The organism is Verrucosispora sp. ts21, assembly GCF_002879555.1.
Lineage (GTDB): Bacteria > Actinomycetota > Actinomycetes > Mycobacteriales > Micromonosporaceae > Micromonospora > Micromonospora gifhornensis.
This window is the reverse complement of the sequence record NZ_PNOZ01000049.1, coordinates 1-20,072: the sequence shown is the minus strand read 5'-3', so window position 1 is coordinate 20,072 and position 20,072 is coordinate 1. Positions and strand designations below refer to the sequence as shown.

The 20,072-nt window shown below is 72.2% G+C and carries 18 protein-coding genes; 9 read left to right on the top strand and 9 right to left on the bottom strand.

Going from position 1 to position 20,072, the window contains the following annotated elements; genetic code table 11:
• Window positions 1-8 precede the first annotated feature (8 nt).
• The 5 genes from hutU to hutH are packed head-to-tail and all read left to right on the top strand — an operon-like array spanning window position 9 to window position 6,969.
• A complete protein-coding gene (gene hutU / locus C1A38_RS20670; protein ID WP_102659409.1) occupies window positions 9-1,670 on the top strand; it encodes a urocanate hydratase in 1,662 nt (553 codons plus the stop codon).
• Window positions 1,664-2,881 carry an allantoate amidohydrolase gene (locus C1A38_RS20665; RefSeq protein WP_102659408.1) on the top strand — a complete coding sequence of 406 codons (1,218 nt, stop codon included), beginning with the start codon at window positions 1,664-1,666 and terminating at the stop codon, window positions 2,879-2,881. The genes hutU and C1A38_RS20665 overlap by 7 nt, the downstream gene beginning before the upstream one ends.
• Window positions 2,878-4,239: a formimidoylglutamate deiminase gene (locus tag C1A38_RS20660; RefSeq protein WP_102659407.1), complete on the top strand. Its 1,362-nt coding sequence runs from the start codon at window positions 2,878-2,880 to the stop codon at window positions 4,237-4,239. Before C1A38_RS20665 ends, C1A38_RS20660 begins: the two co-directional genes overlap by 4 nt.
• Entirely contained in the window at window positions 4,232-5,437 is a 1,206-nt protein-coding gene (gene hutI, locus C1A38_RS20655; RefSeq protein ID WP_102659406.1) for an imidazolonepropionase, read from the top strand. Before C1A38_RS20660 ends, hutI begins: the two co-directional genes overlap by 8 nt.
• Window positions 5,434-6,969 (top strand): histidine ammonia-lyase, encoded by a 1,536-nt coding sequence (gene hutH, locus C1A38_RS20650; RefSeq protein ID WP_102659405.1) that lies wholly within the window; start codon window positions 5,434-5,436, stop codon window positions 6,967-6,969. The genes hutI and hutH overlap by 4 nt, the downstream gene beginning before the upstream one ends.
• 160 nt (window positions 6,970-7,129) lie before the next feature.
• Here the strand turns inward: hutH and rdgB are convergent, their stop codons facing one another.
• From rdgB to C1A38_RS20605, 9 genes are all read right to left on the bottom strand, one after another.
• The gene (gene rdgB / locus C1A38_RS20645) at window positions 7,130-7,735 is read right to left on the bottom strand and encodes an RdgB/HAM1 family non-canonical purine NTP pyrophosphatase (RefSeq protein WP_013731868.1); all 606 of its coding nucleotides are present in this window, start codon (window positions 7,733-7,735) and stop codon (window positions 7,130-7,132) included.
• Window positions 7,736-7,846: 111 nt separating this feature from the next.
• Complete coding sequence (gene rph / locus C1A38_RS20640; protein ID WP_102659404.1) at window positions 7,847-8,578, bottom strand: ribonuclease PH; 732 nt, start codon at window positions 8,576-8,578, stop codon at window positions 7,847-7,849.
• A 56-nt stretch (window positions 8,579-8,634) separates the two neighbouring features.
• Window positions 8,635-9,381 carry an MBL fold metallo-hydrolase gene (locus C1A38_RS20635; RefSeq protein WP_102659403.1) on the bottom strand — a complete coding sequence of 249 codons (747 nt, stop codon included), beginning with the start codon at window positions 9,379-9,381 and terminating at the stop codon, window positions 8,635-8,637.
• A 266-nt stretch (window positions 9,382-9,647) separates the two neighbouring features.
• Entirely contained in the window at window positions 9,648-10,613 is a 966-nt protein-coding gene (locus C1A38_RS20630) for a PLP-dependent cysteine synthase family protein (protein ID WP_102659402.1), read from the bottom strand.
• Window positions 10,614-10,624: 11 nt separating this feature from the next.
• Window positions 10,625-10,993 (bottom strand): MoaD/ThiS family protein, encoded by a 369-nt coding sequence (locus C1A38_RS20625; protein WP_102659401.1) that lies wholly within the window; start codon window positions 10,991-10,993, stop codon window positions 10,625-10,627.
• 63 nt (window positions 10,994-11,056) lie between these two features.
• Complete coding sequence (locus C1A38_RS20620) at window positions 11,057-11,545, bottom strand: M67 family metallopeptidase (protein ID WP_102659400.1); 489 nt, start codon at window positions 11,543-11,545, stop codon at window positions 11,057-11,059.
• Window positions 11,546-11,599: 54 nt separating this feature from the next.
• On the bottom strand, window positions 11,600-12,094 hold the full coding sequence (locus C1A38_RS20615; protein ID WP_193386308.1) for a DUF2017 domain-containing protein: 495 nt from the start codon (window positions 12,092-12,094) through the stop codon (window positions 11,600-11,602).
• Between the two features lie 2 nt (window positions 12,095-12,096).
• Window positions 12,097-12,387 (bottom strand): ATP-dependent Clp protease adapter ClpS, encoded by a 291-nt coding sequence (clpS, locus tag C1A38_RS20610; RefSeq protein ID WP_102659399.1) that lies wholly within the window; start codon window positions 12,385-12,387, stop codon window positions 12,097-12,099.
• Window positions 12,312-13,982: a P-loop NTPase family protein gene (locus C1A38_RS20605; RefSeq protein ID WP_233196927.1), complete on the bottom strand. Its 1,671-nt coding sequence runs from the start codon at window positions 13,980-13,982 to the stop codon at window positions 12,312-12,314. Before C1A38_RS20605 ends, clpS begins: the two co-directional genes overlap by 76 nt.
• Before the next feature lie 199 nt (window positions 13,983-14,181).
• Between C1A38_RS20605 and C1A38_RS20600 the strand changes: the two genes are divergently transcribed.
• The 4 genes from C1A38_RS20600 to C1A38_RS20585 all read left to right on the top strand — a co-directional run bounded on the left by C1A38_RS20600 (window position 14,182) and on the right by C1A38_RS20585 (window position 20,065).
• Window positions 14,182-16,860 carry a LuxR C-terminal-related transcriptional regulator gene (locus tag C1A38_RS20600; RefSeq protein ID WP_199180271.1) on the top strand — a complete coding sequence of 893 codons (2,679 nt, stop codon included), beginning with the start codon at window positions 14,182-14,184 and terminating at the stop codon, window positions 16,858-16,860.
• Between the two features lie 16 nt (window positions 16,861-16,876).
• Window positions 16,877-18,163 (top strand): nicotinate phosphoribosyltransferase, encoded by a 1,287-nt coding sequence (locus C1A38_RS20595; protein ID WP_102659398.1) that lies wholly within the window; start codon window positions 16,877-16,879, stop codon window positions 18,161-18,163.
• Between the two features lie 13 nt (window positions 18,164-18,176).
• Window positions 18,177-18,758, top strand: coding sequence for an isochorismatase family protein (locus C1A38_RS20590; RefSeq protein WP_102659397.1), 582 nt, complete (start codon window positions 18,177-18,179; stop codon window positions 18,756-18,758).
• Window positions 18,759-18,829: 71 nt separating this feature from the next.
• Window positions 18,830-20,065, top strand: a complete 1,236-nt coding sequence (locus C1A38_RS20585; protein WP_102659396.1) for an MFS transporter — start codon at window positions 18,830-18,832, stop codon at window positions 20,063-20,065.
• Window positions 20,066-20,072: the final 7 nt, after the last annotated feature.

Below are 20,072 nucleotides of genomic sequence, written 5' to 3'. Positions count from 1 at the left end.
GACACACCATGACCCACGCAGCCCCCGGCCCTGTCCGGGCCGCCCGAGGCCAGGAACGCACCGCCCGCGGTTGGCCGCAGGAGGCGGCCCTGCGGATGCTGATGAACAACCTCGACCTGCAGGTCGCCGAGCGCCCGGATGACCTGGTCGTCTACGGCGGCACCGGGAAGGCGGCGCGGGACTGGCCGTCGTACCACGCCCTGGTGCGCACGCTTACCGACCTGCGTGACGACGAGACCATGCTTGTGCAGTCGGGCCGGCCGGTCGGGGTGATGCGGACCCACGAGTGGGCGCCCCGGGTGCTGCTGGCCAACTCGAACCTGGTCGGTGACTGGGCCACCTGGCCGGAGTTCCGCCGGCTGGAGCAGCTCGGGCTGACCATGTACGGCCAGATGACCGCCGGATCGTGGATCTACATCGGCACCCAGGGCATCCTCCAGGGCACCTACGAGACGTTCGCGGCGGTGGCCGCCAAGCGCTTCGACGACACCCTGGCCGGCACCCTGACCCTGACCGGCGGCTGCGGCGGGATGGGCGGCGCGCAGCCGCTGGCGGTGACCATGAACGGCGGCGTGTGCCTGATCGTGGACGTCGACCGCAGCCGGCTGGATCGCCGGGTGCACGACCGCTACCTGGACGAGGTCGCCGACGACCTGGACGACGCGGTGCAGCGGGTGCTCGCGGCGAAACGGGACCGTCGGGCGCTCAGCGTCGGCGTGGTCGGCAACGCCGCCACCGTCTTCCCCGAGCTGCTGCGTCGGGGCGTACCTGTCGACATCGTCACCGACCAGACAAGCGCCCACGACCCGCTGTCGTACCTGCCGGTGGGGGTGGAGTTGGACGACGCGCGGGACTACGCGGCGGCCAAGCCTGCCGAGTTCACCGACCGGGCTCGGGAGTCGATGGCCCGGCACGTCGAGGCGATGGTGGGCTTCCTCGACGCCGGTGCGGAGGTCTTCGACTACGGCAACTCGATCCGGGGCGAGGCCCGCCTCGGCGGGTACGAGCGGGCCTTCGACTTCCCCGGCTTCGTGCCGGCGTACATCCGGCCGTTGTTCTGCGAGGGCAAGGGACCGTTCCGGTGGGCGGCGCTCTCCGGCGACCCGGCCGACATCGCCGCCACCGACCGGGCCATCCTCGACCTGTTCCCGGAGAACGAGTCCCTCGCTCGGTGGATCCGGTTGGCCGGTGAGCGGGTGGCCTTCCAGGGCCTGCCGGCCCGGATCTGCTGGCTCGGCTACGGCGAACGCGACAAGGCGGGCGTACGGTTCAACGAGATGGTCGCCTCGGGTGAGCTGAGCGCACCCGTGGTGATCGGCCGGGACCACCTGGACTGCGGCAGCGTCGCCAGCCCCTACCGGGAGACCGAGGCGATGGCCGACGGCTCGGACGCGATCGCCGACTGGCCGCTGCTCAACGCGCTCGTCAACACCGCCAGCGGCGCGTCCTGGGTCTCCATCCACCACGGCGGCGGGGTGGGCATCGGCCGCTCCATCCACGCCGGTCAGGTCTGCGTGGCCGACGGCAGCGCGCTGGCCGGGCAGAAGATCGAGCGGGTGCTCACCAACGACCCGGCGATGGGAGTGATCCGGCACGTCGACGCCGGCTATCCCACCCCGCACACCGACGTCCGCATCCCGATGGCGGAGCAAGGAGGGGCCCCTTGTTAACGCATACGGTAGAGGAAGGGCCCCTTCTTAACAGGTTCCGCACGCTGTGGGACGAGATCGCGCCGATCGGCCGTGACGCGCGCAGCGGCGGCTACCTGCGCTACGCCCTCACCGAGCCGGAGCTGCGGCTACGGGAGTGGTTCCGGACGCAGGCCGACGAGCGGGGCATGCCGGTCACCGAGGACGGCAACGGCAACCTGTTCGCCTGGTGGGGTGACCCGGACGCGGGTGACGCCGTGTTGACCGGCAGCCACTTCGACTCGGTGCCGCACGGCGGGGCGTACGACGGACCGCTCGGCATCGTCAGCGCCTGGCTGGCCGTGGACGAGCTGCGCGCGGCCGGGGTCACCCCGACCCGGCCGCTTGTCGTCGCCGCGTTCGTCGAGGAGGAGGGGGCCCGCTTCGGCGTACCCTGCCTGGGGTCGCGGCTGCTCACCGGGCAGATCGACGTCGAGCGGGCGGGCGCGTTGCGCGACGCGGCCGGGGTGAGCTTCGCCGAGGCGTTGGGTGCCCGGCCGACGGGCGGCGACCCGACGCTGCTGGGCCGCTTCGGCACCTTCGTGGAACTGCACGTGGAGCAGGGCCGCGCGCTCGTCGAGCAGGACGCGCCGGTCGCGGTGGCCACCGCGATCTGGCCGCACGGCCGCTGGCGCTTCGACGTCACCGGCGAGGGCAACCACGCCGGTACGACCCGGATGGCCGACCGCCGCGACCCCATGCTCACGTACGCCTTCACGGTGCTCGCCGCCAACAAGGAGGCCCGGCTGCGCGACGCGCACGCCACGGTCGGCCGGGTGACGGTCGAACCGAACGCCACGAACGCCATCCCGTCGCGGGTCACCGGCTGGCTGGACGCCCGCGCCGCCGAACCGGAGACGCTCACCGGCCTGGTCGAGGCGGTCCACACCAAGGCTGTCGAGCGGGCCCGCCGCGACGGCACCGAGATCACCCTGACCGAGGAGTCGGCGACCCCGCTGGTGGCCTTCGACAACGGGCTGACCGACCGGCTGGCCCGGCTGCTGGACGCCCCGGTGCTGCCCACCGGCGCGGGCCACGACGCGGGGGTGCTGGCGGCGCACGTACCGACGGCGATGCTCTTCGTACGCAACCCGACGGGGGTGTCGCACTCCCCCGCCGAGTCGGCCGACGACGTCGACTGCGCCGCCGGGGTGGCCGCCCTGGCTCGGGTGTTGAAGGAGCTGACCCGATGACGACGACGCGTTGGCTCGCCGAGTACGCCTGGTTGCCCGAGCGGGCCGCGCCGACCCCGGAGGTGTTGATCGAGACGGTCAACGGCCGGATCACCGCAGTCACGCCGCTGTCGCCGGGCGGCCCGCCGGACGCCGGGGTCGACGTGCTGGCCGACGCGGTCCGGCTGCCGGGGGTGACCCTGCCCGGACTGGCCAACACCCACTCGCACGCCTTCCACCGGGCACTGCGCGGGCACACCCACGGTGGGCGCGGTGACTTCTGGAGCTGGCGCGACCAGATGTACGCGGTGACCGCCCACCTGAACCCGGACTCCTACCTGGCGTTGGCGCGGGCGGTCTACGCCGAGATGGCCCTGGCCGGGATCACCTGCGTGGGCGAGTTCCACTACCTGCACCACGGTGCCGGCGGCACCCCGTACGACGATCCGAACGCGATGAGTGCGGCGCTGGTCGAGGCGGCGGCGCACGCCGGGATCCGGCTGACCCTGCTGGACACCTGCTACCTGACCGCCACAGTGGACGGTCAGCCGTTGGCCGGGTCGCAGCTGCGTTTCGGTGACGGTGACGCGTTGCGCTGGGCCGACCGGGTCTCCGCGTTCACCCCCGACGGCAGGCACGCCCGGCTCGGCGCGGCGATCCACTCGGTGCGCGCGGTGCCCGCCGAGCAGCTCGCCACGGTGGCCGGCTGGGCGCACCGACGGGACGCGCCGCTGCACGTGCACCTGTCGGAGCAGCCGGCGGAGAACGACGCCTGCCGGGCGGTGCACGGGCGTACCCCGACCGGGTTGCTGGCCGACCACGGCGTGCTCGGCCCCGCCACCACGGCGGTGCACGCCACCCACCCGACCAGCGGCGACGTCGGCCTGCTCGGGGAGAGCCGGACCGGGGTCTGCCTCTGCCCCACCACCGAACGGGACCTCGCCGACGGCATCGGCCCGGCCCGCCGGATGGCCGACGCCGGCATTCCGCTCAGCCTGGGCAGCGACAGTCACGCCGTGATCGACCCGTTCGAGGAGGCCCGCGCGGTCGAGTTGGACGAACGGCTGCGCACCCGCAAGCGGGGGCACTTCGCCCCGGCGGAGCTGTTGCACGCGGCGAGCGCGGCCGGACATGCCGCGCTGGGCTGGACCGACGCCGGGCGGATCGCCGTCGGTGGCCGCGCCGACCTGGTCACCGTGCGGCTGGACAGCGTACGCACCGCCGGGGTCGCCCCGGCCGGGCTCTGGTTCGCCGCCGGCGCCGCCGACGTCACCCAGGTGGTGGTGGACGGCCGGGTCCTGGTCCGCGACGGCCACCACCTCACCGTCGACGTCCCCCAGGAACTCGCTGACGCCATCGCGGAGGTGACTGGTGGTTAGTCTGCTGGTGTACAACATCGGTGAGCTGGTCACCAATGTGGCGGGCACGGGTGAGGGCGGGCCGCTGGGCATCCAGCGACGCGCGGCGGTGCTCGTCGAGCAGGGCGAGGTGGTCTGGGTCGGTCCGACCGGCGACGCTCCGGCCGCCGACCGACGCATCGACGCCGAGGGCGCGGCGGTGCTGCCCGGCTTCGTGGACAGCCACGCCCATCTGGTCTTCGCCGGGGACCGGGCCGCCGAGTTCGCCGCCCGGATGGCCGGGCAGCCGTACACCGGCGGCGGCATCCGGACCACTGTGCGCGCCACCCGCGCCGCCTCCGACGACGAACTGCGCACCACCGTGCGCCGGCTGCGCGCCGAGGCGTTGCGGCAGGGCACCACCACGATCGAGATCAAGAGTGGGTACGGCCTGACTGTCGCCGACGAGGCCCGCTCGCTGCGGATCGCCGCCGAGGTCAGCAGGGAGACCACATTCCTCGGCGCGCACGTGGTTCCCGCCGAGTACGCCGACCGTCCCGACGAGTACGTCGGGCTGGTGTGCGGGCCGATGCTTGTCGCCGCCGCGCCGTACGCCCGCTGGATCGACGTGTTCTGCGAGCGGGGCGCCTTCGACGCCGACCACGCCCGCGCGATCCTCGCCTGTGGACAGGCCCTGGGGCTCGGCGTACGGGTGCACGCCAACCAGCTCGGCCCCGGCCCGGGGGTGCAGCTCGGGGTGGAGTTGGACGCGGCAAGCGTGGACCACTGCACCCACCTGACCGACGCCGACATCGACGCGCTGGCCTCGACCCGGTTCGACTGCATGTGCCACGACGGCGGACACACCACCACCGTCGCGACCCTGCTGCCGGGTGCCGAGTTCTCCACCCGGTCGCCCTACCCAGACGCCCGTCGACTGCTCGACGCCGGTGTCACAGTGGCGCTGGCCACCGACTGCAACCCCGGCTCGTCGTACACCTCCTCGATGCCGTTCTGCATCGCGCTTGCCGTACGCGAGATGCGGATGACCCCGGCGGAGGCGGTATGGGCGGCGACCGCCGGTGGCGCGCGGGCGCTGCGCCGCGGCGACATCGGGGTGCTGCGGCCCGGCGCCCGGGCCGACCTGATCATCCTCGACGCCCCGTCCCACCTGCACCTGGCCTACCGGCCGGGGGTGCCACTGATCCGCCAGGTCCTGCACAACGGAGTACCGCGATGACCGTGACCATCCAGCCCACCGGGATATGTCCCGCCGACGTGCTCGCCGTGGCCCGGGGCGCCGCCAAGGTCGTCCTCGACCCGGCCACCCTGGACGCCATGGCGACCAGTCGGTCCATCGTGGACGGCATCGAGGCCGCCGGCCGCCCGGTGTACGGCGTCTCCACCGGTTTCGGGGCGCTGGCCAACACCTTCGTGGCCCCCGAACGCCGCGCCGAGTTGCAGCACGCGTTGATCCGCTCGCACGCCGCCGGGGTCGGTGCGCCGATGCCCCGCGAGGTGGTCCGGGCGATGATGCTGCTGCGGGTCCGCTCGCTGGCGCTGGGCCACTCGGGTGTCCGTCCGCTTGTCGCCTCGGCGCTTGTGGACCTGCTCAACCACGATGTCACCCCGTGGGTGCCGGAGCACGGCTCGCTGGGTGCCTCGGGCGACCTGGCCCCGCTGGCGCACTGCGCCCTGGTGCTGCTCGGCGAGGGCTGGGTGCTCGGCCCCGACGGTCAGCGGCTGCCCGCCGCCGACGCGCTGCGCCGGGCCGGGCTGGCCCCGATCGAGCTGGCCGCCAAGGAGGGGCTGGCGCTGATCAACGGCACCGACGGCATGCTCGGCATGCTGCTGCTGGCCGTCGACGACGCGGCGCACCTGTTCACCATGGCCGACGTGACCGCCGCGCTGGCCATCGAGGCGATGCTCGGCTCGGACCGGCCCTTCCTGCCGGAGCTGCATGCCATCCGCCCGCACCCCGGGCAGGGCCGCTCGGCGGCCAACATCCACCGGCTGTTGCAGGACTCGGCGGTGATGGACTCGCACCGCGACGACGTGGACCACGCCGTGCAGGACGCCTACTCGATGCGGTGCGCCCCGCAGGTGGCCGGCGCAGCCCGGGACACCCTGGACTTCGTGCGTACGGTGGCCGGGCGGGAACTGCTGTCGGTGGTGGACAACCCGGTGGTGCTGCCGGACGGCCGGGTCGAGTCGACAGGTAACTTCCACGGCGCCCCGCTCGGGTTCGCCGCGGACTTCCTGGCCATCGCCGCCGCCGAGGTCGGCGCGATCGCCGAGCGCCGGGTGGACCGGCTGCTCGACGTGACCCGCTCCCGTGACCTGCCAGCGTTCCTCTCCCCCGACGCCGGGGTGAACTCCGGGCTGATGATCGCCCAGTACACGGCGGCCGGGATCGTCGCGGAGAACCGTCGGCTGGCCGCACCCGCCTCGGTGGACTCGCTGCCCACCAGCGGCATGCAGGAGGACCACGTCTCGATGGGCTGGGCGGCGGCCAAGAAGCTGCGTACCGTGCTGGACAACCTGACCAGCCTGCTCGCGGTGGAACTGCTCGCCGCCGTACGCGGACTGCAACTGCGGGCCCCGCTGACCCCGTCACCGGCCGGTCGGGCCGCCATCGCCGCCCTCGGCGAGATCGCCGGCGAGCCCGGCCCGGACGTCTTCCTCGCCCCGCTCATGGAAGCCGCCCGCGAGGTGGTCGCCACCCCCACCCTCCGCACCGCCATCGAACGCGAGATCGGCACCCTCGACTAGCTCCCCGGACCTCGGCACCGTCGGGATCTTGGTACGGCAGCGCCCCTCCAGGGGCGGTTTCGCACCAAGATCCCGATGCTCAGCGGGACTTCGCGGGGCGGCGGACTTCGGCGGGGTCAGGTGGGCACCGGACCTGGGCGGGGCGGCGGACTTCGCGGGGTCAGAGGACCTTGGCGACCAGGGCGGCCAGTTCGCGCAGGGCCTTGCCGCGGTGGCTGATGGCGTCCTTCTCCTGCGGGGTCAGCTCGGCGTTGGTGCGGTCCTGACCGTCACCGAGGAAGATCGGGTCGTAGCCGAAACCGCCGTCGCCGCGCGGCGCACGCAGCAGCCGACCCTGCTGCCGGCCGTCCACCAGATGCTCCTTGCCACCGGGCAGCACCAGCGCCACCGTGCACACGAAGGAGGCGCCCCGGTGCTCGTCCGGCACGTCACCGATCTGGTCGAGCACCAGTTGCAGGTTGGCCTCGTCGTCCCCGTGCCGACCGGCCCAGCGGGCGCTGAACACCCCCGGCATGCCGTTGAGCGCGTCCACCGCCAGCCCGGAGTCGTCCGCGATCGTCGGCAGCCCGGTACGCCGGCAGCCCTCCCGCGCCTTGATCAGCGCGTTCTCGCCGAAGGTGAGCCCGGTCTCCGGCAACTCCGGGTACGCCTCGACGTCGTCCAACCCGACCAGGGCGATCCGGTGCGCGCCGAGCGCGCCGTCGAGAATGCGCTGCAACTCGATGAGCTTCTTGCGGTTACGGGTGGCGAGCAGCACCTTATTCATAGAGAACCACCTTTCGTTCGCGACTGCGGGGCTCGCAAGCTCACTCCTCGCGCTTCACAGGGGCGACCTTTCGTTTGCGACTGCGGGGCTCGCAAGCTCACTCCTCGCGCTTCACAGGGAGCTGAGAGCCTTTCGCTGGGCTTCGGCCAGGTCCAGACAGCCGACGGTGGCCAGGTCGAGCAGGGCGTCCAACTGGTCGCGGGCGAACACGCCGGCCTCACCGGTGCCCTGCACCTCGACGAAGTCACCGGTGCCGGTGCAGACGACGTTCATGTCGACCTCGGCGGCCACGTCCTCGTCGTAGCACAGATCCAGGCGCGGCTCGCCGGCGACGACACCGACGCTGATCGCGGCCACCGACCGGTGCATCACCTTCTCCGGGGTGCCGGTCAGGGCCTTGCGGACGGCGAGCCAGCTGACCGCGTCGTGCAGGGCCACGTACGCCCCGGTGATCGCGGCGGTCCGGGTGCCGCCGTCGGCCTGGAGCACGTCGCAGTCGAGCACGATCGAGTTCTCGCCGAGCGCCTTGAGGTCGATGGCGGCGCGCAGGCTGCGGCCGATCAGCCGGGAGATCTCGTGGGTACGCCCACCGACCCGACCCTTGACGCTCTCCCGGTCCGAGCGGGTGTTGGTGGCCCGGGGCAGCATCGCGTACTCGGCGGTGACCCAGCCGAGCCCGGAGCCACGACGCCAGCGGGGCACCCCTTCGGTGACGCTTGCCGTGCAGAGCACCCGGGTCGCACCGAACTCCACAAGCACCGATCCCTCGGGATGGGTACTCCAGCTTCGGGTGAGGGTCACCGGACGGAGTTGGTCGGGCTGCCGCCCGTCAGGTCGCGCCATGCCTGCACCCTATGTGGTGCCGTGATCGAACCGTCCCCCGGTGCCCGTCCGGCGGTTCAGATGTCGTACGTGGCGCCGGGGCGGACCACTTCCAGCGGCCCGGTGTACGCGGCGGCGGCGGAGGCGACGGTGTGCGCCTCGCTGCCCCAGGCGGCCACCAGATGGGTCAGCAGCAGCCGACCGACGCCCGCCTTGGCCGCCGCCTCGCCCGCCTCCCGGCCGGTGAGGTGCAGATCCGGTGGGTTGTCCACGCCGTCGAGGTAACTCGCCTCGCAGAGGAACGTGTCCGCGTTCTGGGCCAGCCTGATCAACGCCTCGCAGGGCGCGGTGTCCCCGGAGTAGCAGAGCACCCGGCCGTCGTGCTCCAGCCGCACCCCGTACGTCTCGATCGGGTGCAGCACCCGGTCGACGGTGACGGTGAACGGGCCGATCGGGAAGGTGCCGGGCTCCAGTGCGTAGAACTGGTAGACGTCCTCGACGCTGCCGCCCTCCTGCCCGTACGCGGTGGCGAGCCGTTCCGGAGCGCCGGCCGGGGCGTAGACCGGCAACGGCGGGTACGGGCCGTCCGGGGCGTACCGGCGGACCACCACGTACGACGTGGCGTCGAGGATGTGGTCGCAGTGCAGGTGGGTCAGGAGGATGGCGTCAGGGGCGTGCAACCCGACGTAACGCTGCAGGGTGGACAGCGAGCCAGGGCCGAAATCGATCAGAAGCCGGAAGTCCTCGGCCTCGATCAGGTAGGCCGAACAGGGGGACTCGGGTCCGGGGAAGCTGCCCGCACAGCCCAGGACGGTCAATCGCATCGAGTTGTCTCGCTGTCACGGTAGGTGGTGATCTTCCGGGCCACCGCTCCGGCGGTGATCACTACCGACGCGTACGCCACGCTGCGCAGCCTACGCCCGCCGATGCGAAGGCAAGAATGATCCGCTGGAAGTTGTCACCAACGTGACACCCACCCCGGCCGTCCGATCGAGTCGACGTTGGCTGAGTGGCCAGTCAGTCCAGGCCGACGGACGAGGGCCACCGGCGGCACGCCGATGGCCCTCGAACTCGTCACTTTCCGCACAGGTCAGGCCCAGAGCTGCCCCTCCAGGGCCTCCTCCGCGTCGGCGAGGGTGCCGCCGTACGCCCCGGTGCTCAAGTACTTCCAGCCGCCGTCACTGACCACGAACGCCACGTCGGCGCGGCGACCGTCACGGACCGCCTCGTGCGCCACGGCCAACGCCGCGTGCAGGATCGCCCCGGTGGAGAAGCCGACGAACAGCCCCTCGACCTCGACCAGCTGCCGGGTCCGCAGCACCGCGTCCCGGGTGCCCACGGAGAACCGCCGGTTGAGCACGGTGGCGTCGTAGAGCTCCGGGACGTATCCCTCGTCGATGTTGCGCAGGCCGTAGACCAGTTCGCCGTAGCGCGGCTCGGCCGCGACGATCTGGATGCCTTCGACCTTCTCCCGCAGGTAGCGGCCGGTCCCCATCAGGGTGCCGGTGGTGCCCAGCCCGGCCACGAAGTGGGTGATCGTCGGCAGGTCGTGCAGCAGCTCCGGGCCGGTCGTCTCGTAGTGCGCCCGCGCGTTGGCCTCGTTGCCGTACTGGAAGAGCATCACCCAGTCCGGATGCTCGCTGGCGATCTGCTTGGCGGTGGCGACCGCCTGGTTCGAGCCACCGGCCGCCGGCGAGAAGATGATCTCCGCGCCGTACATCCGGAGCAACTGCACCCGCTCGGTGGAGACGTTCTCCGGCATCACGCAGACCAGCCGGTAACCGCGCAGCTTCGCCACCATGGCCAGGGAGATGCCGGTGTTGCCGCTGGTCGGCTCCAGGATCGTGTCGCCCGGGCGGAGCTTGCCGGACTCCTCGGCGGCCCGGACCATGAACAACGCCGCCCGGTCCTTGATGCTGCCGGTCGGGTTGCGGTCCTCAAGCTTGGCCCACAGACGCACCGGCGGCGCCCCCTCGGGCACCGTCGGCGACAGTCGGGGCAGGCCCACCAGAGGTGTGCCGCCGCAGGCGTCCAGCAGGCTCTCGTACCGCGCCATCGCCGCTCGCCTCAGCCGGCGGTGACGGGCGTACGGCTGTGCTGTGCGATCGCCGCGGCGGCGGCGCCGTGCTGTGCGATCGCCGCGGCGGCGGCGAAGCCGAACGCGCCGCCGGCCACGGCCGGCAGGATGGTGACGCTGTCGCCGTCGGAGAGCTTGGCGTCCAGCGCGCCGAGGAAGCGTACGTCCTCGTCGTTGACGTAGACGTTGACGAAGCGGTGCAGCGCGCCCGCGTCGGTGACCAGCCGCGCCCGCAGCCCGGCGTGCCGGGAGTCAAGGTCGGCGAGCAGGTCGCTCAGGGTGTCGCCACTGCCCTCGACGACCTTCGCGCCGCCGGTGTAGCTGCGCAGGATGGTGGGGATGCGAACTTCGATGGCCATGATGTCTTACTCCTTGATCAGGTGTGCTCGGTGACGTGCCGGAAAGGGTGTGCGGGGCTGGGATCAGCTGTCCGAACACTCGTAGTCGACCGTCGCCGGGCTCTGCCCGAACATGTAGGACTGCACGGCGTGCGGATCCACCCCGGCGTCGAGAATCCGCACCGGCTCCTCGGTCACCACCCCGTCCACGATCCGGAAGGAGCGAATCTCCTCGGTGTCCGGTTCCCGGGTGGAAACGAGCAGATAGTGTGCGCCCGGCTCGCCGGCGAAGGCGATGTCCGTACGTGACGGGTACGCCTCTGTGGCGGTGTGCGAGTGGTAGATGACGACGGGCTCCTCGTCCCGATCGTCCATCTCCCGCCAGACCCGCAACTGCTCCATCGAGTCGAACTCGTAGAACGTCATCGAGCGGGCGGCGTTCTCCATCGGGATGTGCCGGGTGGGCTTGTCGCTGCCGACCGGGCCGGCGACCACGCCACAGGCCTCGTCAGGGTGGTCCCGACGGGCGTGGGCGACGATCGCGTCAACGATCGACCGGTCGATGGTCAGCACGTCGCCAAGCCTAGCGCCCGCCGCTGGCGATCCGCGAGGCGGCGCGGGTCACACTCACTCGATCAAGGCGTTGAGCAGGGATTCCTGGAGGTAGCCGAGGTATGCGTAGACCGAAAGCTGGAACACCCGGCTGGAGGAGGGATCTTCGGCCACCGCGTCGTCGAGCTCGGCGCCCAGGTCCGTCCCGTCCTTGATCTCCAGCCGTACGCCCATCGCCAGCCGGGCGTCGTTGAGTGCGCGCAGCCACGCCTCGGCCGCCTCGGCGTCCAGGAGTACCTCGCCACCGCCCTCGCCGGGCAGCGCCGCCAGAATCGCCCCGGCCTGGTCGATTTTCGCGGTTTTCAGGTCACCTTCGGTGTATCTGCGGAACTCCGCGGTCCCCGCCGCGTCGTCCGGATACACCTCGGGGAACAGCCGGCACACCACCGGATCGGTGTGGTCGAACCCGTCGGTGAGCAGGCCGACCACCTCGGAGGCGACCTTGCGCAGCACGCGTACCTCGTCGACGGCCAGGCTGGCGACGTACCGGTCGCCCTGACGGCGGAACATGCTCACGACCGGTCCACCGTCGCCCAGAGCCCGTACGCGTGCAACTGCGAGGCGTCGTGTTCCATGCGTTCCCGGGCACCGCTGGAGACCACGGCCTTGCCCTTGTGGTGCACGTCCAGCATCAGCTGCTCGGCCTTCTCCCGGCTGTATCCGAAGAGCTTCTGGAACACCCAGGTCACATAGCTCATCAGGTTGACCGGGTCGTCCCACACGATCGTCACCCACGGCCGGTCCGAAGCCGGCACCTCATCGGTGGCCGGAGTCTCGACCGGTGCAACCTGTGGAGCCGCCATGCCCCCCATCGTGCCACCGGATCGGCGGAACCGAGGAACCGGAACGCCGGACCGCCTTCCGGCAGCGCCCGCGGACACCCCGTCGGGGCCGCCGACCGGGTGCCCCGACGGGCGGTCAGGCGAGCAGGATGCCGTGTTCGGCAGCATCGGACAGCACCGTGCCGAGCGAAATGCGGGTCGCCTCGAAACGGCGGGCAACCTCTCGGGACAGTTCCAGTTCGATCTCGCGCAGGGCGCGCTGGGCCCAGGCCCGGGCCGCATCCGGGTCGTTGTTCGCCGGAGTACGCCAGTGCTGCCAGCAGCCACCCGACAGCGCCACCGCCACCCGACAGCGCCACCGCCACCGGCGGAAGCACCTCGCTGCGGGCCGGCCCGGGGTACGTCGACAGCGCGTCGATCGCTGCGGCGCCGCTCAGCCCCGCGACACCCGCGGTACTGGTGATCAGCAGCACCCGCTCCAGCTCCGGCCCGGCGGTGTGCTCCGGCATGCTCCAGGCGACGGCCTGGTAGATCCGCTGCCGGACGCCGGCCGCCAACGGCCCGCCGAAGAGCCGACCGGCGATGTCGTCGACGAGCACCCGTACGGCGTGGTCGCACTGCGCGGTGGCCAGCAGCGACAACGCCTCCATCTCACGGTCGACCAGTTGGGGCAGGCCGGCGCAGCCGCCGCCGAAGAGGACGTCCTGCACCACGCGCAGGTGCACCTTGGCCAGCTCCAGCGCCAGACACTGACGGATCCGCTGGGCGGCCGCACGCGACTGCCGGTCGAGTTGTTCGGACCAGGCCCCCGGGTCCGCCACCACTGGCACCCGACCGTGCGTACCGGGCAACTCCGGTGGCTCGCCGCTGGCACGGCACAGCCCTTCGTCGGCGGCCCAGGCGACCATGGCGCGCTTCAGGTCGGCCGCCTCGCCGTTGATGATCGGGAACCAGCGGGCGTCGGCCAGTCCCGGCACGGCGGCGAGCAGTGCGGCCCGGCATGCGTCGACGGCGGCCGGATCGATCGTGGGGCTCCCACCGGTGCCCGGGGTGACCGCGAAGAAGACCCGCACCGGGGTTCCCGCGATCTCGGCGAGCAGGTCCAACTCGGCGGAGCTGAAGGACTGGTCCGCCGCGATCACGAAGAGCAGGGCACCGGCGCGACCGACCGCGTCCAGCAGGATCCGTTCGCCGGCCGGGCCCATCGTCGCGGTGTCCGGCGTGTCGACCACAGCGAAGTGCTTCAGCAACGGCTCGGGGAGGTTCAGCTCCACCCGGCGCGGCGGCCGGGCCAGGGCCGGTCCCACCGTGGGCAGGTCCACCCGGTACGAGTGCGACTGCCGGTAGCCGGGCACGAAGGCGGCCCGGGTGGGCTGTAGAGCATGGCGTACCACCAGCCAACTGCCGGCCAGTGTGGTGAGCATGGCGGCGTCGAGTTCCAGCAGCGCGGCGAGCACGTTGGTGCGGCCGGCGCCGGCCGGACCGGCGGCGATCACCGCGAGCGGCTCGCGCGGGCTGGTGGCGCTGACCCCGAGGCGTTCCGGAAACGGACCGGCGCCCGATGGGCGAACCGCGCCGTCGGTCGTACCCAGGCGATGGAGAGGGCCCGGCTTCATCAGGCGGCGGCCTCCGTGGCAAGGCGACCGGCAACACCGGCCGCGTGAACATCCGGTGGCGACATCCGGATGCCGGAAGAGTACGGCCGCCAGCGTCGTGAACGAGACAGATCGGGTACTCAGCGGTAACTGTGGCACTACTCAACTTCACCCGCTCGGGCTACCGGCCGGCGCGCAGTAACGTCGATATGCTGCGCGGATGACTCCGTGGAGCTTCGTGGGCCGCACGATGGAACTCGACCGCCTACATGCGGCAGTGACCGGCCCGCAGGGACGGGGGATGTTCTTCAGCGGCAGCGCCGGCATCGGCAAGAGTCGCCTGCTGCGGGAGGGCATGGCCGCCCTGCCCGCCGAGAACTACGCGGTCTGGTGGATCGCGGCCAGCGCCACCACTGCGGCGATGCCCTTCGGTGGCCTGGTGCAGGTCCTTCCCGTGGAGCAGCCGCAAGGGCTCTCGCCCGCCGGCATCCTGCGGTGGGCGGTCGACGTGTTGCAGCAGCAGGCCGCCGGTCGACGGATCGTGCTCGCCGTCGACGACGCGCATCTGCTGGATCCGCCGTCGGCGGCCCTGGTGCACCTGGTGGCCCGTTCCGAGAACGCCTGCGTGGTGGGCACGCTGCGCGATGGTGAGCAGATCCCGCTGCCGATCAGGGCACTGTGGACGGACGGGCTGGTCGAGCACGCCGAGCTCAGCCCGTTGGCGCCGACCGAGACCGCCGGGCTGCTCGCCGCCATCCTCGGTGGCCCGGTCGACGGCGGCTCGTCGGACCGGCTCGGCCGACTCAGCTCCGGCAATCCGCTGCTGCTGCGCGAGCTGGTGCACGCCGCCCAGGGCAGCGAGGAGCTCACCAGGCGGTACGGCATCTGGACCTGGACCGGGCGGCTGGAGCTCGCCCCCAGCCTCACGGATCTGATCGACATCCGGATCGGCCAGCTCAACCCCGGAGTGCGCACGGTGGTCGAGTTGGTCGCCTTCGGTGAGCCGCTCGGGCTCCAACTGCTCTACAAGGCCGCCAGTCAGACCGATGTGGAGACCGCCGAGGAACGTGGACTGATCACGATGGTCAAGTCCGACCGGCGGCTCGACGTCCGGCTGGCCCATCCGCTCTACGGCGAGGTGGTACGCCGGCAGTGCCCGGTCAGCCGGACCCGTCGGTTGCAGGCGGACCTGGCCGAGCTGTTGGAGAGCGTCGGTAAACGGCGGCGGGAGGATCTGCTGCGGGTGGCGGTCTGGCGACTGGACTCCGGCACCGCGCAGGATCCGTCGATGCTTGTCGCCGCCGCCGGGCAGGCGTTCGCCAGGTACGACGTACCGCTGGCGACCCGGCTGGCGCGGGCGGCACTCGACGCCGACGGCGGCTTCAACGCGGCGGAACTGCTGGCCACCATCCTGATGTTCGCCGACCGCCCGGCCGAGGCGCTCGGTGTACTCGACGCCGTCGCTCCCGACAGCGACGACGAGGATCGGCTCAGCCGGTGGCTGACCGCCCGCGGCATGGTCAGCTACTGGGGGCTCAGTCAGGAGTCGACGGTCGAGGAGATCGCCGAGCGTGGCGCCAGCCTGACCGATCTCGCCGCGCAGGCCCGGATCCGCGCCTTCGAGGGGATCATGCGTCTGCACCGACTGGACGCGCCGGCCGCACTGCGACTCGCGCAGGGCGTCCTGGACCGGCCGGCGGCCAGCACCGCCGCGCGTGAGCTGGCCCGGTGCACCATCGCCCACCTCCAAGCCGTGCAGGGTCAGCTGTGCCGCAGCGCCACCGCGGTGGACCTGGTGCAGGCGAAGGCGGCCAGTTGGCGGGCGGACATGCCGTACCTGCAACTCGCGGTGGAGCTGGCTCGGGGCACCCGGCTGGCGCTCTCCGGCGACCTGGCCGGCATCGACCGGCTGGTCGCGGACGAGTTCGCCGACCTGGCCGACGCGGGTGACTTCCGGCTCGGCAGCGGATATCTGGCGATCCTGCGGGCGTACGCGGCACGGCTGCGCGGGCGCAGCGACACCGCCCTGCAGGCCGCGCTCGGCGCCTGCGCGATCCTGGCGACCAGCCGGGTGTACGCCGGCCTGGCCCAGGCCGAGCGGGCGCAGGCCGCCGCCCTGCGCGGTGACGCCCGGCAGGCGGCCGAGGCGATGGCCGAGGCCGACCGGATCCACGCGCCGAACATGGCGGTGCTGTACCCGTGGCTGGAGCAGGCCCGGGCGGCGGCGCTCGCCGTCGGCGGTGACCTGCCCGCAGCCGTGGCACACCTGCACGACCTGGTCGGTCGGTTGCGTGCCGACGGCTTCACCGGGCACGAGGTGCTGGCCCTGCACGACCTGGTACGCCTCGGCCAGGCCGGCGCGGCGACCGGCCCGACCTGTTCCGACGACAACCGGCGCACCGTCGCCCAGCGGTTGGCGGAGCTGTCGGAGCGGGTCGACGGGGATCTGCCTCCGCTGCTGGCCCGGCATGCGCGGGCGGCCGTCGAGGGCTCACCCGAGCAGTTGCTCTCGGTCGCCGACAACTTCATGGACCTGGGGCTGGCCCTGCCGGCCGCGGAGGCCGCCGCAGGGGCCGTGCACCTGCTGCGGCAGCGCCGCTCACCGGACATCGCCGTGGCCAGCGAGCGGCTCGCCGTCCTGCTCGGCTGCTGCGACCTGGTGCAAACCCCGGCCCTGCGGGCGGCCACGCCGGCGCTGACCGAGCGGGAGTGGCAGGTGGCCCGGCTGGCGGCGGACGGCGAAACCAGCCGGGCCATCGCCGAACAACTCTTCCTCTCCGCCCGGACGGTGGAGAACCACCTGCAACGGGTGTACACCAAGCTCGGGCTCAACGGTCGTGCGGAGTTGAAGGCGGCATTGCGGACGATCCCGGGGCACGACGGCACGACGAGCACCTGAACTCTAGGCTGATGGCGTGCACACCCTTCGTCCCGCGCTGTTGACCGATCACTACGAGCTGACAATGGTCAGTGCCGCCCTGCGGGACGGCACAGCGCACCGCCACTGCGTCTTCGAGGTGTTCAGTCGCCGGTTGCCCGCCGGGCGTCGCTACGGCGTGGTCGCCGGCACCGCGCGGCTGATCGAGCTGATCCGCCAGTTCCGCTTCGACCCGGCCGAGATCGACTTCCTGCGGCGTACCGGCGTGGTGGACGAACCGGCCGCCGCGTGGCTGGCCGACTACCGGTTCACCGGCGACATCGACGGGTACGCCGAGGGCGAGTTGTTCTTCCCCGGGTCGCCCATCCTCACCGTCTCCGGCACCTTCGCCGAGTGCGTGGTGTTGGAGACGGTGGTGCTCTCGGTGCTCAACCACGACTGCGCGGTGGCCGCCGCCGCGGCCCGGATGGTGACCGCGGCCCGAGGTCGCGCTCTGATCGAGATGGGGTCCCGCCGGGCGCACGAGGAGGCCGCGGTGGCGGCGGCCCGTGCGGCGTACCTGGCCGGGTTCCAGTTCACCTCCAACCTGGCTGCCGGGCAGCGGTACGGCATCCCCACCGCCGGCACCGCCGCGCACGCGTTCACCCTGCTGCACGACGACGAGCGGACCGCGTTCGCCTCACAGGTCGCCACGCTGGGCAGCCAGACCACGCTGCTGGTCGACACGTACGACATCAGCCAGGGCATCCGCAACGCGATCGAGGTGGCCGGGCCGGAGTTGCGGGCGGTCCGGATCGACTCCGGGGACCTGGCGGTCATCGCCCAGCAGTCCCGGGAGTTGCTGGACTCGCTCGGCGCCACCGAAACCAAGATCATCGTCTCGGGTGACCTCGACGAGTACGCCATCGCCGCGCTGGCCGCCGAGCCGGTCGACATGTACGGTGCCGGCACCTCGGTGGTGACCGGCTCCGGCGCGCCCACCGCCGGCCTGGTCTACAAGCTGGTCGAGGTCGAGGGACGCCCGGTGGTGAAGCGGTCCGAGCAGAAGGCCACCATCGGCGGGCGCAAGGTCGCCGTGCGCCGGCACAAGCCGACCGGCACCGCCACCGAGGAGGTCATCGTCCCGCAGGGGGTGCCGGATCGGCACCCGAACGACCGGCTGCTGCAACGGTCGTACCTGACCGGCGGCGAGCCGGTGGCCCTGCCGACGCTTGACGAGTCGCGGGATCACCTGCGGCAGTGCCTGATCTCCATCCCGTGGGAGGGCCTGAAGCTTTCCGCAGGTGACCCGGCCATTCCGGTCACCGTGGTACCGACCGAGTAAGAGGAGCAGGTCCATGGCCAACGCCCTGATCATCGTTGACGTGCAGAAGGACTTCTGCGAGGGCGGTTCGCTCGCCGTCGCCGGCGGCGCGGGGGTGGCCGCCGGGATCTCCCGGTTGCTGGCCAGCGAGCCGCACCGCTGGGATCACGTGGTGGCGACGAAGGATTACCACATCGACCCCGGCGCGCACTTCGGCGATCCGCCGGACTTCGTGAGCACCTGGCCACAGCACTGCGTGGTGGGCACTCCCGGCTCGGAGTTCCACCCCGAGCTGGCCACCGACCGGGTGGAGGCCATCTTTCACAAGGGCGAGTACGCCGCCGCGTACTCAGGTTTCGAGGGCCATGCCGGGGACGGCGAGACTATGGCCGACTGGTTGCGCCGGCACCAGGTCGACCGGGTCGACGTGGTCGGCATCGCCACCGACCACTGCGTACGCGCCACCGCCCTGGACGCCGCACAGGAGGGCTTCGCCACCACCGTGCTGCTGGACCTGACCGCAGCCGTCGCTCCGGACACCCTCGACGTCGCGCTGCGCGCGTTCGAGGGAGCCGGGATCACCACGCACGGCACCCCTGTGATCAGGGCCGCATGATGCGCTAATTCGTTGGCGGTCGCCGCCGCACAGGTCAAGGATGACCGGCGGAGGTACGGACCGACGTGAACATGAAGCCTTACCGGGAGGCGCTCGCCCTGCCCGGTCTGCGGTCGCTGCTGCTGGTGGCGATCCTGGCCCGGGTGCCGTTGACCGCGACCGGGATCACGCTGACGTTCTACGTCGTACAGGATCTCGGGCGCGGCTACGGCGCGGCCGGGTTGGTCGGCGCGGCGATCACCGTCGGTGCGGCGATCGGTGCTCCGCTGCTCGGCCGGCTGGTGGACCGCCGTGGGCTGCGGCCCGTCCTGGTCCTCACCGTGGTGGTCGAGGGGATCTTCTGGTCCACCGCGCCGATGCTCTCGTACCCCCTGCTGCTGCCCGCCGCGTTCGTGGCCGGCCTGCTGGCGCTGCCGATCTTCTCGGTGATCCGGCAGTCCATCGCCGCGCTGGTGCCGGTGGAGAAGCGACGCCCGGCGTACGCGCTGGACTCCATGTCGGTCGAGCTGTCCTTCATGATCGGCCCGGCGCTCGCCACGGTCGGTGTCACCACCATCTCGGCCCGCCTCACGCTCTACCTGGTCGGTGCCGGCATCGTCGTCTCCGGTGTCGTGCTGTGGTTGCTCAACCCACCGGTACGCAGCGCCAGCGAGGCGACCGTCGGGCCGCAGCCGAGGCTGGCCCGTCGGCAGTGGCTCACCTCCCGGATGGTCGCCGTCTTCGTGGTGAGCGCCGCGGCCACCCTGGTCCTCGGCGGCAGCGACGTGGCGATCATCGCCGCGCTACGGGAGAACGGCGACACCGCCTTCACCGGCGTGGTGCTCGCGGTCTGGGCGGTCGCCTCGCTGGTGGGCGGCTTCGCCTACGGCGCCGCCCGCCGCTCCTTCTCACCGGTCGCGCTGATCGGCGTGCTGGGCCTGCTCACCATCCCGGTCGGGCTGGGTGGTTCACACTGGTGGCTGCTCGCCCTGGCACTGATCCCCGCCGGCGTGCTCTGCGCACCGACTCTCGCCTCCACCTCCGACGCAGTCAGCCGCCTCGCTCCGGCGACCGTCCGCGGCGAGGCGATGGGCCTGCACGGCTCCGCGGTCACCCTCGGCATGGCCGTCGGCGCCCCACTGTCCGGCGCGATCATCGACGCCTCCAGCCCGCTGTGGGGCTTCGCCGTCATCGGCGCGATCGGCGCCCTGGTGACCCTCGCCGTGCTCCCCATCGAACTGCGCCACCGCCGCGCCGACGCGGCCGCGCTCATCACCGCCACCACCGACGAGGCCGCCCCGCAACCCCTCACCCACGCCTCCGCCTGACCCCCCT